The sequence below is a fragment of the Actinomycetospora sp. CA-084318 genome, from assembly GCF_050955885.1.
Classification (GTDB): domain Bacteria; phylum Actinomycetota; class Actinomycetes; order Mycobacteriales; family Pseudonocardiaceae; genus Actinomycetospora.
Map to the genome: position 1 here is coordinate 912002 of NZ_CP192098.1, position 13143 is coordinate 925144.

Sequence of the window (13143 nt, forward strand, 5' to 3'; positions counted from 1 at the left end):
ACCGTGGCGGTCCCCGGACCCGGCTATGCCATCACCGCCCGGGTGGAGGCGCCGCCGAGCGCCACCGCGGCGGGTGACCTCGCCGTCGCCGTCGGGCGGGTCGGCGGCGTGATGACGGCGTTCGACGTCGTCGAGTCGCGGACCGACTCGATCATCGTCGACATCAGCTGCAACGCCCTCTCCGAGCGGCACGCCGAGGAGATCACCGAGGCCCTCGGCGCGCTCGACGGCGTGCGGGTGCGCAACGTCTCCGACCGGACGTTCCTCGTGCACCTCGGCGGCAAGATCGAGGTCAACGCGAAGGTCGGCCTCCGCACCCGTGAGGACCTGTCGCGGGCCTACACACCCGGGGTCGCGCGGGTGTGCCAGGCGATCGCGCGGCGCCCCGACGACGCGCGGCGGCTGACGATCAAGCGGAACACGGTCGCGGTGGTCACCGACGGGTCCGCGGTCCTCGGGCTCGGCAACCTGGGCGCCGCGGCCGCCATGCCGGTGATGGAGGGCAAGGCCGCGCTGTTCAAGCGGTTCGCGGGCGTCGACGCGTGGCCGGTGTGCCTGGACACGCAGGACACCGAGGAGATCATCCGCACCGTCGAGGTCCTCGCGCCCGTCTACGGCGGGATCAACCTCGAGGACATCGCCGCCCCGGCCTGTTTCGAGATCGAGGCGCGGCTGCGGGAGTCGCTGGACATCCCGGTCTTCCACGACGACCAGCACGGCACGGCCGTCGTCGTGCTCGGCGCTCTGCGCAACGCGCTGCGGGTGGTGGGCAAGCGCGCGGAGGACTGCCGGATCGTGGTGTGCGGGGTCGGCGCGGCCGGGTCCGCCATCATCCGGCTGCTGCTGCCGCTGAAGCCGGCCGACCTGATCGCGGTCGACGTCGACGGGATCATCCACGCCGAGCGGGAGGGCCTGCACCCGTCGCTGCGCTGGGTGGCCGAGCAGACCAACGCGCAGGGGCGGACCGGCGACGTCCACGACGCGTTGCCCGGCGCGGACGTGTTCATCGGGGTGTCGGCGCCGAACCTGCTGCACGCCGACGACGTCAAGGGCATGGCCGACGACGCCATCGTCTTCGCGCTCGCGAACCCCGACCCGGAGATCGACCCGGGGATCGCGCAGCACCACGCGGCCGTGGTGGCGACGGGGCGCTCGGACTACCCGAACCAGATCAACAACGTGCTGGCCTTCCCCGGCATCTTCCGCGGCCTGCTCGACGCGCAGGCCCGGGGCATCACCGACGGGATGCTGCTCGCCGCGTCGGCCGCGATCGCCGACGTGGTCGCCGAGCCGAACCCGTTGTTCATCGTGCCGAGCGTCTTCGACTCCACGGTGTCGCCCGCCGTCGCCGCGGCCGTCCGGAAGGTCAGCGAGGCCGAGGGCGCCGAGGCCGACTCGGTGCAGGCCGCGCTCGACCTGGGCGCGGAGTCCGCCGAGGGCGCCACGAAGGAGGAGACGTGAGCGGCCTGACCCACGTCGACGAGACCGGCGCGGCGCGCATGGTCGACGTCGGCGACAAGGAGGTCACCCGGCGGGTGGCCACGGCGAGCGGGACGCTGCGCACCACGGCCGAGGTGTGCGCGGCCCTGCGCGACGGGACCGTCCCGAAGGGCGACGCCCTGGCCACGGCCCGGATCGCCGGGATCATGGGTGCCAAGCGCACGCCCGACCTCATCCCGCTCTGCCACCCGATCCCGCTCGCGGGCGTGACGGTGGACGTCGAGGTCGGTGAGGACGAGGTGCGGATCGAGGCCACCGCGCGCAGCGCCGACCGGACGGGCGTGGAGATGGAGGCGCTGACCGCGGTGTCGGTCGCGGGGCTCGCGCTGCACGACATGGTGAAGGCGCTCGATCCGGCCGCGACGATGGACGGGGTGCGGCTCGAGCGCAAGGAGGGCGGACGCTCCGGCGTCTGGACGAGGCCGGAGGGGCGCTAGATGAGTGAACCGTTGCGACGGGCGCGGGTGATCACGGCGTCGAACCGGGCGTCGGCCGGGGTGTACGAGGACCGGGGCGGCCCGGTGATCGTGGCGTGGCTGCGTGAGCGCGGCTGGACCGCGGACGACCCGCAGGTCGTTCCGGACGGCGAGCCGGTGGCGGAGGCGCTGCGGGCCGCGGTCGCGGAGCGGGTGCAGGTGATCCTGACGACGGGTGGCACCGGGATCTCGCCGACCGACGGCACGCCCGAGGCCACGCGGTCGGTGCTCGACTACGAGGTGCCGGGGATCGCCGACGCCGTGCGTGCGGCCGGGGCCGGGAAGGTACCCACGAGCATGCTGTCCCGCGGGGTCGCCGGGGTCGCCGGGCGCACACTGGTGGTGAACCTGCCCGGCTCCCCGGGCGGCGTGCGCGACGGTCTGTCCGTGCTCGAGCCGGTGCTCGAGCACGCCGTCGACCAGATTCAGGGAGGGGACCACCAGTGAGTGCAGCGACCGGACCCGCCACGGTGCTGAGGGCCGCCGTGGGGGAGGAGCCGCTCGACGTCGCCGAGCACGCCGCCCTCGTCGACGGGCCGCGCAGCGGCGCGGTGGTCACGTTCGCCGGGGTCGTGCGCGACCACGACCACGGCCGCTCGGTGCGCGCGCTCGACTACGAGGGCCACCCGTCGGCCGGTTCCGTGGTGGAGACGGTGGCGGCCGAGATCGCGGGGCGCTTCGCCGGGGTCACGGCGATCGCCGTGTCGCACCGGGTGGGGCCGCTCGCGATCGGCGACGTCGCCCTCGCCTGTGCGGTCGCCGCCGAGCACCGCCGCGAGGCGTTCGACGCCTGCAGCGAGCTCGTCGACGAGGTGAAGCGGCAGCTCCCGGTGTGGAAGCGCCAGGAGTTCGCCGACGGCACCGAGGAATGGGTCAACTGCCCGTAGCCCGGCCGCGGGGGTGACACGGGGAAGGTTCTGGAGCTGCCCGGCATGCCTGATGTGCACTTCGCGGTGCGGCGGCCGAAGACGTCGACCGCGAGGGTGACATGAGGCAGCCCTTCGGGCCGCCCGGCCTGCCTGATGTGCACCTCGTGCAGGGTGACGGCCCGCCAACGCGCGACCCCCGGACGCACGCCGACCCCCGTCGGTGCTCGGGGACACCGGCGGGGGTCGTGGCGTGGGGAACGGATCAGCTCAGGGCGAGCTGCTGCCCCACCGAGATCGCGTCGGGGTTCGCGATCCCGTTGCGCTGCGCGACCTGCTGCCAGCTCACGCCGTGCGCGCCGGCGATCGAGCTGAGCGTGTCGCCGGAGACGACGGTGTAGGCACCGGCGGGGGCGACGGCCGAGGGCGCCGGGGCCTTGATGGCCTCGGTCTCGGTGCTCTTCTTCTTCGAGGAGCTGGAGCTGCCCGAGGAGCTGGAGCTGCCCGACGAGCCCGACGACTCGCTGTTGGCCTTGTTCGAGGTGTTGCCGGTCTTCTTGGAGCAGGTCGGCCAGGCGTTCATGCCCTGCGCGGACTTGACGCGCTCGGCGACCTGGATCTGCTCCTCGCGGCTGGCGTTGTGGGCGCTGCCCGACCCACCGAACGCCTTCCAGGTGGAGGGGGTGAACTGCAGGCCGCCGGAGAACCCGTTGCCGGTGTTCGTCGACCAGTTGCCGCTGCTCTCGCACTGCGCGAGCGCATCCCAGTCCGTGTCGGCGGACGCGGTGCCGGCCGTGAGCGCGAGCGGGGTCGCCGCGAGCGCGCCGACCAGCGTCAGCTGGGCCGCCTTCCGGGTGAGGGCGTGCGCCAGCGACTTCTCGGAACTACGAAGCATGACCTCTCGTCGCACCGCGTCCCACGAAACAGCCGACCGGGAGGAGTCCTCCCCACGGATCGTCGACCGGTTCCACGCGGTCTCACCGTGAGTGCGCCGCTCGGGGGGCGCACCATGCCTGAAGCTCGCTCGGCCTGTCCGGTCCGCACCTCTCGTATCGGGTCACCCGGGGCCGCTGGACAGGCGTCGGACGCGGCGACCTCGGGGCTGGTCGGTGGCCGCTCCCAGGAGGGCCGAGAGGGAACGGTACGGAGGACAGTCGTGGTTTCAAGCGCCTCTCAGGAACCTCAAGATCACCCCATCGGACGCTTGTAACAACTCCTGGTCACCGTTTTCGCAGGTCAACCCTTGATGACGACGCGGCGGCGGTTGTGTCACACGTCTGTGACTTACAGGAAAGATGTCACGGTCGTCACGGCCTCCGAGAGGTGTTGTGCGGCGTGTGCCACAGCAACCTGAGCACCATCGCCCCAGGTAGGGGACGATGGTCCGGTGACCGCCGCCACCGAGTTCGACCGGCCCGACGCCGTCGCCGCCGCCCTCGAACGCACCGGATATCTCGCCGACCCGGGCCTCGCGTCCGCGGCGTTCCTCGCGATGCGCATGGGACGGCCGCTGTTCTGCGAGGGTGAGCCGGGGACCGGCAAGACGGCGCTCGCGCAGGCGCTGGCCGAGGTGCTCGGCGCGCCGCTCGTGCGCCTGCAGTGCCACGAGGGCATCGACGCCGCGCAGGCCCTCTACGACTGGGACTTCCCGCGCCAGCTGCTGCACCTGCGCACCATGGAGGCCGCCGCCTCGGCCTCCGGGGACGCGCTGGACGCCGACGCCGTCGAGGCCTCCCTCTACGACCGCCGCTTCCTGCTCGCCCGCCCCGTGCTCGAGGCGCTCCAGACCACGCCGAGCGTGCTGCTCGTCGACGAGGTCGACCGCGCCGACGACGAGTTCGAGGCCTTCCTGCTCGAGGTGCTGGCCGAGAACTCGGTGACGATCCCCGAGATCGGTGTGGTGCGCGCCGAGCAGCCGCCGCTGGTGGTCCTGACCTCCAACCGCACGCGCGAGGTGCACGACGCCCTCAAGCGCCGCTGTCTGTACCTCTGGCTCGAGCACCCCGACCTGGGGCGCGAGGTCGCGATCCTCAAGGCGCGGATGCCGCACCTGTCCGACGAGCTGGCGCAGCAGGTCGCGCAGGCCGTGCACCGGCTGCGCGGGCTGGACCTGCTCAAGCCGCCCGGGGTCGCCGAGACGCTGGACTGGGCGGCCGCCCTCGAGCTCATCGGGGCCCGGCACCTCGACCTGGAGTCGGCGACCGCGACGCTCGGCGCGGTGCTGAAGTACCGGGAGGACGCCGACCGCGCCCGCGACGCGCTGGACGCCCTGCTCGCCTCATGACGACCGCGGACCGGGGCGGGAGCAGCGACACGCCGGCTCCGCGCCCGCACGCGGGCGCGGTGCTGGCCTCCGGGATCGTCGAGGGGTTGAGCGCCGAGCCCGACGAGGACGCCGTCCTGCGCGACTTCGTCGCCTTCACCACGCTGCTGCGCAACGCGGGCGTGCCCGTCACCCCCGACCGCACCGCCACCTATCTCCGGGCGCTCGGCGAGATCGACCTGGCCAGCGAGGTCCAGACCTACTGGGCGGGGCGGGTCACGCTGTGCGGCGACCCCGACGACGTCGCGCGCTACGACCACGCCTTCTTCGCCTGGTTCTCCTCCGACCCGCGCGAGCAGCGGATGGGGCGGCCGGCCCCGCCGAAGCCGCGCACCGCGACCATCGCGGCGCTCACCCCGCCGCAGGGCACCGGGCAGGGCGACGACGACGAGGAGACCCCGCAACTCAAGGTCGCGGCGTCCGGGGAGGAGGTGCTGCGCGACCGGGACATCGCGGAGCTGACGATCGGCGAGCGCGAGCACCTGCGCCGGATGCTCGCCCTGCTGACGCCGAACCCGCCGCGCCGCCGCGCCCGTCGCCGCCGCCCGCACCGCCGCGGCGAGCCCGACCCCCGGCGCACGCTGCGCGCGACCCTGCGCCACGCCGGGGAGATCCCGGGCCTGTCGTACAAGAACCGTCGGGAGCGGCCTCGTCGGGTGGTCATCCTGCTCGACGTCTCGGGATCGATGGCCCCGTACGCGGACGCCCTGCTGCGGTTCGCGCACGTGCTCACCCGGCGCACCCCGCAGGCCGTCGAGACCTTCACCCTCGGCACCCGGCTGACCCGGGTGACCCGGGAGCTGCGCCAGCGCGACCCCGAGCGGGCGCTGCGCGACGCGGGCAACACCATCCCCGACTGGTCCGGTGGCACCCGGCTCGGCGAGGTGCTCGCCGCGTTCCTCGACCGCTGGGGGCAGCGCGGCGTGGCCCGGCGCGCCGTCGTCGTGATCTTCTCCGACGGCTGGGAGCGGGGCGGCACCGAGCTGCTCGGCGAGCAGATGCAGAGACTGCGCCGCCTCGCCCATCGTGTCGTGTGGGTGAACCCGCACGCCGGCAAGCGCGGCTACGAGCCGGTGCAGGGGGGAATCGCCGCGGCCCTCCCGCACGTTGACCGACTACTGGCGGGCCACTCGCTCGCCACGCTGCAGGAGCTCACGGAGGTGCTCGCGGATGCGTGACGTGCTGGGAACCCTCGAGGGCTGGTGGTCCGAGGGCCGGTCGGCGGCGCTTGCGACCGTGGTCGGGACCTTCCGGTCCGCCCCCCGCCAGCCCGGTGCCTCGATGCTGGTCGGCCCGGCCGGCGAGGCCGTCGGGAGTGTGTCCGGCGGCTGCGTGGAGGGCGCGGTCTACGAGCTCGGCTCGGACGTGCTGCGCGGCGAGGACCCCACGCTGCAGCGCTACGGGGTCTCCGACGACGACGCCTTCGCGGTCGGGCTGACCTGCGGGGGCATCCTCGACGTGTTCGTCGAGCAGGTCGACCGCGAGACCTACCCGCAGCTCGGCGAGATCGCTGCCGCGGTCCGCGAGCACCGCCCGGTGGCCACCGCGACGATCGTGTCCGGGCCCGGCGTGGGGCGTCGCCTCGTGGTGTGGCCCGACAAGGTCGAGGGCTCGCTCGGCAGCGCCCGGCTCGACGACGCCGTCCGCGACGACACCCGCGGGTTGCTCGCCGCCGGGCGCACCACGCTCGTCACCTACGGCACCGACGGGGAGCGCCGCGGCGAGGGCCTGGGCGTGTTCGTCGAGTCCTTCGCGCCCCCGCCCCGCCTCATCGTGTTCGGCGCCATCGACTTCGCGGCCGCGGTCGCACGCATGGGCACCTTCCTGGGAATGCGCGTGACGGTGTGCGACGCCCGCCCGGTGTTCGCCACCTCCAGCCGCTTCCCCGAGGCCCACGAGGTCGTCGTCGAGTGGCCGCACCGCTACCTCGCCGCCGAGGCCGAGGCGCGCCGGATCGACTCCCGCACGGCGCTCGCCGTGCTCACCCACGACCCGAAGTTCGACGTGCCGCTGCTCGAGGTGGCCCTGCGGCTGCCCGAGATCGGCTACATCGGGGCCATGGGTTCGCGGCGCACCCACCACGACCGGCTGGAGCGCCTGCGCGAGGCCGGCGTGACCGACGAGGAGCTGGGCCGCATGTCCAGCCCGATCGGCCTCGACCTGGGCGCCCGCACCCCGGAGGAGACCGCGGTGTCGATCGCGGCGGAGATGATCGCGCACCAGTGGGGCGGCGACGGCACCCCGCTCTCCGACCGGCAGGGCCCGATCCACGGCGACTCGAACGTCGAACCGGGCATCCAGGCGGCGGAGCTGGCGACGGGTCAGGCCTGATCGGGGCTACCGCACGGTAACCACGATGATCCGGTCCGAGGCTGCCCAAGGCCGTCGTCCGTCTGTAACGTGGGCTACACCGAGCAGCCGAACCGACGGTGGGGAGGGGGCAGCGTGGTCCTCGTCGACTCCGTGACCCGCGCGGGTCAGTCCCTGGTGGTCAGCCGACGGCCGGCCCGGGCGGAGTCCCCGGAGGAGGCCACGCCCGCCCCGCGCACGGCGGCCGGCACGGGGCACCTGCAGTCCGGGCCCGAGACGCCGCGGCTCGCCAAGTTCCACGTCCCCGAGATCGTGTTCGGGGCCGGGTCCCTGTCCGAGGCGGCGCACGCGGCCGCCCGCCTGGGCGCCCGTCGCCCGCTGCTCGTCACCGACGACGGACTCCTCGCGGCGGGGTGGCCGCAGCAGCTCTGCCGGCACCTGCACGAGGCCGGGATGCGCGCCGCCGTGTGGAGCGGGGTCACCCCGAACCCCAAGGACCACGAGATCGCGGCCGGCCACGAGTACTACCGCGCCGAGCGCTGCGACGTGCTGGTCGCGGTGGGCGGCGGGTCGGTGATCGACGCGGCCAAGGGCATCGCGCTGCTCGCCGGCAACGGCGGACTGATCACCGACTTCGAGGGCGTCGACCGGATGGTCAACCCCATCCCGCCGATGGTCATGGTGCCCGCGACCTCGGGCACGGGCGCCGACGTGAGCCAGTTCTGCATCGTCACCGACACCGTGCGGAACACGAAGATCACGATCCTCGGCCGGGCCCTGGTGCCCGACGTCTCGGTGGTCGACCCGCAGCTCCTCACGACGATGCCGGACTGGCTGAATGCCGCGACCGGGCTGGACGCGCTCACCCACGGCATCGAGGCCTACGTCTCGCGGGCGCACAACCCGCTGACCGACCACCACGCGCTGCAGGCGATCTCGCTGGTCGGCGGGCACCTCGAGCGCACCATGGACCACCCGCTCGAGCAGGAGTCCCGGGTCTTCATGGCCCAGGCCGCGCTCGAGGCGGGCCTCGCGTTCACCAACGCGATCCTGGGCGCCGCGCACGCGATGAGCCACCAGGTCGGCGGCCTGCTCGACCTCCCGCACGGCGTGATCAACGGGATCCTGCTGCCGCACGTGGTGCGGTTCAACGCCGAGCCCGACCCGGCGCGGTTCGTGCCGATCGCGCAGGCCCTCGGGTTCCGCGGCGTCACCGACGGCCGCTGGTCGCAGGCGCTGGCCGAGGACGCCTCGGAGTGGGCCGCCGTCGAGGTGCGCCGCCTCGCCGACGAGCTCGGCGTACCCCGCGGCCTCTCCGAGATCGGGGTGACCGAGGCCGACGTCGAGAAGCTCGCCACGATGACGATGGCCGACGCCTGCCTGTCGACGAACCCGCGCGAGGCGACCCGCGACGACATCGAGGCGCTGTTCCGGCAGGCCCTGTAGACGCACGTGAGCGAGCACCGCATCACCGAGGGGCCGGACCTGGACCTGCTCACCGGCATCCGGTCGGGCAAGCCGTCCTTCTACGTCGAGTACCTCGCCTCGGCCGAACGCCTGCGGCGGGTCATCCACGCGCTGGACCGGATCAGCCGGGCCCTCGTGCGCACCACCGAGGGGCCGGGCACCCTCGTGCGCTCGGTCGCCGAGGCCGCGTCGGAGCACCTGACCGCCCACTGGGTCGTCTTCGCCCTCGCGGACGGCGCGCTGCCGGAGGCCTCGCCCCGCCACCTCGTGCTCGGGCCCGACCTCGCGGAGGTCCCCGTCGACGGCGACGGGGAGCTGCCGCCGTTCGTGCTGCGGCACCTGCACGCCGTGCGGCGGGGCGACCACGACGAGTCCGACCTCGATGTCGGCGCGGGCGACGGCGCGCCGTCCGACCCGCACCCGCACGACCCGCACCACCTCCACGTGCCGGTCCTGCTCGACGGCACCGTCGTCGGGGAGATCGTCGCCTGGACCGGCGTCGAACGGCGGATCGACGCCACCGACGCGTCGGTGCTGCGGGTCCTGGCGAGCCAGACCGCGGCCGCGCTGCAGAACTCGGCGCTGCACCAGCGGACGCTGCGGCTCTACGACGACGCGAGCCGGCACGCCGAGGACCTCGCCGCCCGCAACGAGCAGCTGCAGCGCACCCGCGACGCGCTGACCGTCGCCCGCCAGCGCGAGGTGCTCGACTCCGAACGCCACCGGATCGCCCGCGAGCTGCACGACTCGGTGACCCAGTACGCGCTCTCGGCGGGCATGCAGATCGAGGTCGTCCGGTCGGAGATCCGCGACGAGGGCCAGCGCGAACGGCTGGAGACGGCCAAGCAGCTCACCCGCCGCGCCGTGGAGCAGCTGCGCTCGGCGATCTACGCGCTCAACCACTCCGGCGAGCACGGGCACCGCAGCCTCCCGGCCATGCTCGAGGAGCTCTCGACCGTCCACATGCCCTCCGACCTGCGGGTGGAGGTCCGGATCGAGGGACGGCCGGTGTCGCTGCCCTCGGCCGCGGAGCGCTCGCTGTTCCGCGTCGCGGGCGAGGCGCTGTTCAACGCGGCCGTCCACGCCGAGGCCACCGTCGCCGTCGTCCGGCTCTCGTTCCGCAAGGACCGCCTGGTGCTCTCGGTGGCCGACGACGGGACCGGCGACCCCGAGCGCGTGCGCCGCTCCCTGCGCGTCTCCGCCGCGAACGACATCGACGGCTCGCACCGCGGGCTCGCGAACATGGCCGAGCGGGCCCGCGAGTTCGGGGGCCTCCTGCAGGTGCAGCGCGCCCGCCAGGGCGGGATCCGCGTGCAGGTGAGCGTGCCGCTGCCGATCGAGCCCCGGCCGGGCCCGAGCGAGCCCGCCGAGTCGGCGGAGCCCGCAGAACCGTCAGGAACGACGGGGACGGCGGGTGCCGTCGCGGGTGAGGATGGTGGCAGTCCGACCGACGCTGGGAGCACGACATGACCGACATCCGCATCCCCGCCCGCGCGGCGGTCCGCCGGGGCGAGGTCCGCATCGTGCTGGTGGACGACCACGCGATCGTCCGGCAGGGCCTGCGCTCGGTGCTCGAGCGCGAGCCGCAGCTCGCGATCGTCGGCGAGGCGTCCTCGGCCGCCGAGGCCCTCGCGGTGGTCGCCCACGAGCGGCCCTCCATCGTGCTGCTCGACCTCAAGCTGTCCACCAGCTCCGACTCCGAGGGCCTGCAGCTGTGCCGCCAGCTCACCCAGGCCCACCCCGGCGTCGGGGTGCTGGTCCTGACGACGTTCCTCGACGACCGCCTCGTCGTCGAGGCCGTGCACGCGGGCGCCCGCGGCTACGTGGTGAAGGACGTCGACACCACCGAGCTGATCGCGGCGATCCGCGCGGTGTCCCGCGGCGAGTCGGCGTTCGACTCGCGCTCCGCAGCGGCCGTCGTCCGCTCGCTCAACGGGCAGCAGCCGCACGGCGAGACCCTGACCGGCCGCGAGCTCGACGTGCTGCGCCTGCTCGCCCGGGGCATGAGCAACCGCACGATCGGCCGCGAGCTCTTCATCTCCGAGACGACGGTGAAGTTCCACGTCGGCAACCTCATGCGCAAGCTCGACGTGTCACGCCGCGCCGAGGCCGTCTACGCCGCCTCGAAGATGGGGCTGATCTAGAACACCACCTCGGTCGCCGCGATGACCTCCTGGTCGGCGACCACCTCGACCCCGGTGACCAGGCCGTCGACGACGGTGAAGCGGAACATCGACACCACGCGCTTCGCCGTGGCGTAGGCCAGCCCGGGGACGCCGTCGATCAGGACCGGGACGGCCGCATGGGCGCGGCCCGCGAACACCCGGGCCACCGCGTCGGCGCCGGGCACCTCGGGGGCGAGCGCCGGAGCGCCGCGGCCGGCGTTGATCGTCGCCATCCGCACCGCTACCGGGTCGGCGCGCAGCACCACCTCGGGGTCGAGCAGCTGGAGCAGTGCGCCGAAGTCGCCGTCGCGCGCGGCGCTCAGGAAGGCCGACACCACCTCCTCCGGGGCCCGGGAGGGCTCGGCGTCGGGAAGGCCCCGCACCCGGCGGCGCCCGCGGCTGGCGAGCTGGCGGGTGGCGGCGACCGACCGGTCGACGATCGGGGCGATCTCCTCGAAGGGCAGCCCGAACACGTCGTGCAGGACGAACGCGAGCCGCTCGGCCGGACCGAGGCGGTCGAGCACGAGGGTCAGGGCCGGAGCGACGGCGTCGGCGGAGACCGCGAGCGACTCGGCGTCGACGTCGTCGTCGGGGAGGTCCGCCGGCTCGTCCTCGGTGGGCCGCCGCGCGCGCAGCTGGTTGAGCGCGATCCGCGCGACGACGGTGGTGAGCCAGCCGGCGAGGTTGTCGATCGCGTCGGGGTCGTCCTGGCGCGCCAGGCGCAGCCACGCCTCCTGCACGGCGTCCTCGGCGGCGTCCGGGCCGACGAGGCGGCCGGCGACGGCGAGCAGGTGCGGTCGGTGGGCGGCGAAGCGCTCGGCCAGCTCGGTGGCGTCGGGGACGTTCATGGCTGTCACATCCTCGGGGTCGTGGGTGTCAGACCGATGACCGCCCGGCGCGACCGGATGTGACCGGCGGTCCGATCCGAGGAGTCGTCATGACCACCAGCATCGCGCTCGAGCCCCGCATGCCGAACCCCGCCGCGCTGCTGCCCGGCGTGGGCGAGTCCATCGGCGGGCTGATCGCCGCCACCCGGGCCGGCGGGCTGCCCGAACCGCTGCTCGCGCTCGTCCACCTGCGGGTCAGCCTGATCAACGGCTGCGCCTCGTGCGTGCACGGGGGCACCGTCGAGGCGCGCGCGAAGGGCGAGACCGACGAGCGGCTCGCGACCGTCGGGGTCTGGCGCGAGGCGCCGTGGTTCAGCGACGCCGAGCGGGTGGCCCTCGAGCTCGCCGAGCACGTCACGCGCCTCGCCGACGTCGGAGACGCCGTGCCGGACCCGCTGTGGGCCGAGGTCGTCCGCGTGTTCGACGAGCCGGCCCGGGCGGCCCTGCTGCTCTGGATCGCCGTGGTGAACCTGTTCAACCGCTGCAACGCGCCGATCCGGCACGTGGCGGGGACGGGGTGGTGATCCCGCCCAGTCTCCGGTGGCAGCGAAGCGTCGTTGCTGTCATCAGATGACAGCAACGACGCTCCGCTGCCACGAGGGAAGGGGTGGGAGCTACGGCAGCGGCGTCAGCAGACGGTGCGGGGAGCGCAGGGCGACGCTGACCGGGTCGTCACGGCGGCCCGGCCCGCCGACGGCGCGCACCACGAGGTCGGACGGCGGGGGGACGGTGCCGCAGGTGGGGCAGTGCCCGTCGGCGGTGGTGTCGGTGTCGCACGTGACGTGCGCGAACCGGCGCACCGACCCGCCCGCCTCGGCCTGCGCCGCCTCCCCGAACGCCGCGAGGGACCGCAGCGCCGGCCACAGCGGCCACGCGGCCTCGGTGACGCGGTAGGACCGGCCGTCGGGCACGAGGAGCCCGGCCTCGACGAGCCGCGCGAGGCGGTCGGTCAGCACGGCCCGGGGGATGTCCAGGCGCGCGACGAGATCGGCGAAACGGTGGACGCCGAAGAAGCAGTCGCGCAGGACGAGCAGGGTCCAGCGGTCGCCCACGACCTCGAGGGCGCGCGCGATCGCACAGTCCTGCGCGGGATATCCCTGACCGAGCGGCACCCCACGATCCTAGTTCAATGACCGAACTTCCGTGCTA

Annotated in this window: 14 protein-coding genes; 11 read left to right on the plus strand and 3 right to left on the minus strand. The window is 74.1% G+C overall.

All coding sequences use genetic code 11. The features are described from left to right. Positions 1-3: 3 nt before the first annotated feature. From ACQPYX_RS04495 to ACQPYX_RS04510, 4 genes are read left to right on the plus strand one after another with little or no spacing between them, the layout of a single operon-like run. A complete protein-coding gene (locus tag ACQPYX_RS04495) occupies positions 4-1461 on the plus strand; it encodes an NAD-dependent malic enzyme (RefSeq protein WP_433801720.1) in 1458 nt (485 codons plus the stop codon). Beyond that, positions 1458-1937: a cyclic pyranopterin monophosphate synthase MoaC gene (moaC, locus tag ACQPYX_RS04500; protein WP_433801721.1), complete on the plus strand. Its 480-nt coding sequence runs from the start codon at positions 1458-1460 to the stop codon at positions 1935-1937. The genes ACQPYX_RS04495 and moaC overlap by 4 nt, the downstream gene beginning before the upstream one ends. Further along, positions 1938-2423 (plus strand): MogA/MoaB family molybdenum cofactor biosynthesis protein, encoded by a 486-nt coding sequence (locus ACQPYX_RS04505; RefSeq protein ID WP_433801722.1) that lies wholly within the window; start codon positions 1938-1940, stop codon positions 2421-2423. It abuts the gene before it with no gap. Further along, on the plus strand, positions 2420-2863 hold the full coding sequence (locus ACQPYX_RS04510; protein ID WP_433801723.1) for a molybdenum cofactor biosynthesis protein MoaE: 444 nt from the start codon (positions 2420-2422) through the stop codon (positions 2861-2863). The genes ACQPYX_RS04505 and ACQPYX_RS04510 overlap by 4 nt, the downstream gene beginning before the upstream one ends. A gap of 244 nt (positions 2864-3107) precedes the next feature. On the opposite strand, the gene ACQPYX_RS04515 is transcribed toward ACQPYX_RS04510, so the two are convergent. Then, positions 3108-3737 (minus strand): transglycosylase family protein, encoded by a 630-nt coding sequence (locus ACQPYX_RS04515; RefSeq protein ID WP_433801724.1) that lies wholly within the window; start codon positions 3735-3737, stop codon positions 3108-3110. 492 nt (positions 3738-4229) lie between these two features. Between ACQPYX_RS04515 and ACQPYX_RS04520 the strand changes: the two genes are divergently transcribed. From ACQPYX_RS04520 to ACQPYX_RS04545, 6 genes are all read left to right on the plus strand, one after another. Next, on the plus strand, positions 4230-5126 hold the full coding sequence (locus ACQPYX_RS04520; RefSeq protein ID WP_433801725.1) for an AAA family ATPase: 897 nt from the start codon (positions 4230-4232) through the stop codon (positions 5124-5126). Then, entirely contained in the window at positions 5123-6343 is a 1221-nt protein-coding gene (locus ACQPYX_RS04525) for a vWA domain-containing protein (protein ID WP_433801726.1), read from the plus strand. The genes ACQPYX_RS04520 and ACQPYX_RS04525 overlap by 4 nt, the downstream gene beginning before the upstream one ends. Continuing rightward, positions 6336-7496 (plus strand): XdhC family protein, encoded by a 1161-nt coding sequence (locus tag ACQPYX_RS04530; RefSeq protein WP_433801727.1) that lies wholly within the window; start codon positions 6336-6338, stop codon positions 7494-7496. Before ACQPYX_RS04525 ends, ACQPYX_RS04530 begins: the two co-directional genes overlap by 8 nt. Before the next feature lie 114 nt (positions 7497-7610). After that, positions 7611-8921: an iron-containing alcohol dehydrogenase gene (locus ACQPYX_RS04535; RefSeq protein WP_433801728.1), complete on the plus strand. Its 1311-nt coding sequence runs from the start codon at positions 7611-7613 to the stop codon at positions 8919-8921. 6 nt (positions 8922-8927) lie between these two features. Beyond that, positions 8928-10412 (plus strand): MadS family sensor histidine kinase, encoded by a 1485-nt coding sequence (locus ACQPYX_RS04540; RefSeq protein WP_433801729.1) that lies wholly within the window; start codon positions 8928-8930, stop codon positions 10410-10412. After that, positions 10409-11086: a MadR family response regulator transcription factor gene (locus ACQPYX_RS04545; RefSeq protein WP_018332359.1), complete on the plus strand. Its 678-nt coding sequence runs from the start codon at positions 10409-10411 to the stop codon at positions 11084-11086. The genes ACQPYX_RS04540 and ACQPYX_RS04545 overlap by 4 nt, the downstream gene beginning before the upstream one ends. Here the strand turns inward: ACQPYX_RS04545 and ACQPYX_RS04550 are convergent. After that, complete coding sequence (locus ACQPYX_RS04550) at positions 11083-11955, minus strand: sigma-70 family RNA polymerase sigma factor (RefSeq protein WP_433801730.1); 873 nt, start codon at positions 11953-11955, stop codon at positions 11083-11085. The two genes, ACQPYX_RS04545 and ACQPYX_RS04550, sit on opposite strands and share 4 nt — an antisense overlap. Before the next feature lie 89 nt (positions 11956-12044). On the opposite strand from ACQPYX_RS04550, the gene ACQPYX_RS04555 reads away from it, so the two are divergent. Continuing rightward, the gene (locus ACQPYX_RS04555; RefSeq protein ID WP_433801731.1) at positions 12045-12518 is read left to right on the plus strand and encodes a carboxymuconolactone decarboxylase family protein; all 474 of its coding nucleotides are present in this window, start codon (positions 12045-12047) and stop codon (positions 12516-12518) included. A gap of 90 nt (positions 12519-12608) precedes the next feature. On the opposite strand, the gene ACQPYX_RS04560 is transcribed toward ACQPYX_RS04555, so the two are convergent. Beyond that, complete coding sequence (locus tag ACQPYX_RS04560) at positions 12609-13106, minus strand: winged helix-turn-helix transcriptional regulator (protein WP_433801732.1); 498 nt, start codon at positions 13104-13106, stop codon at positions 12609-12611. Between the last annotated feature and the right edge of the window lie 37 nt (positions 13107-13143).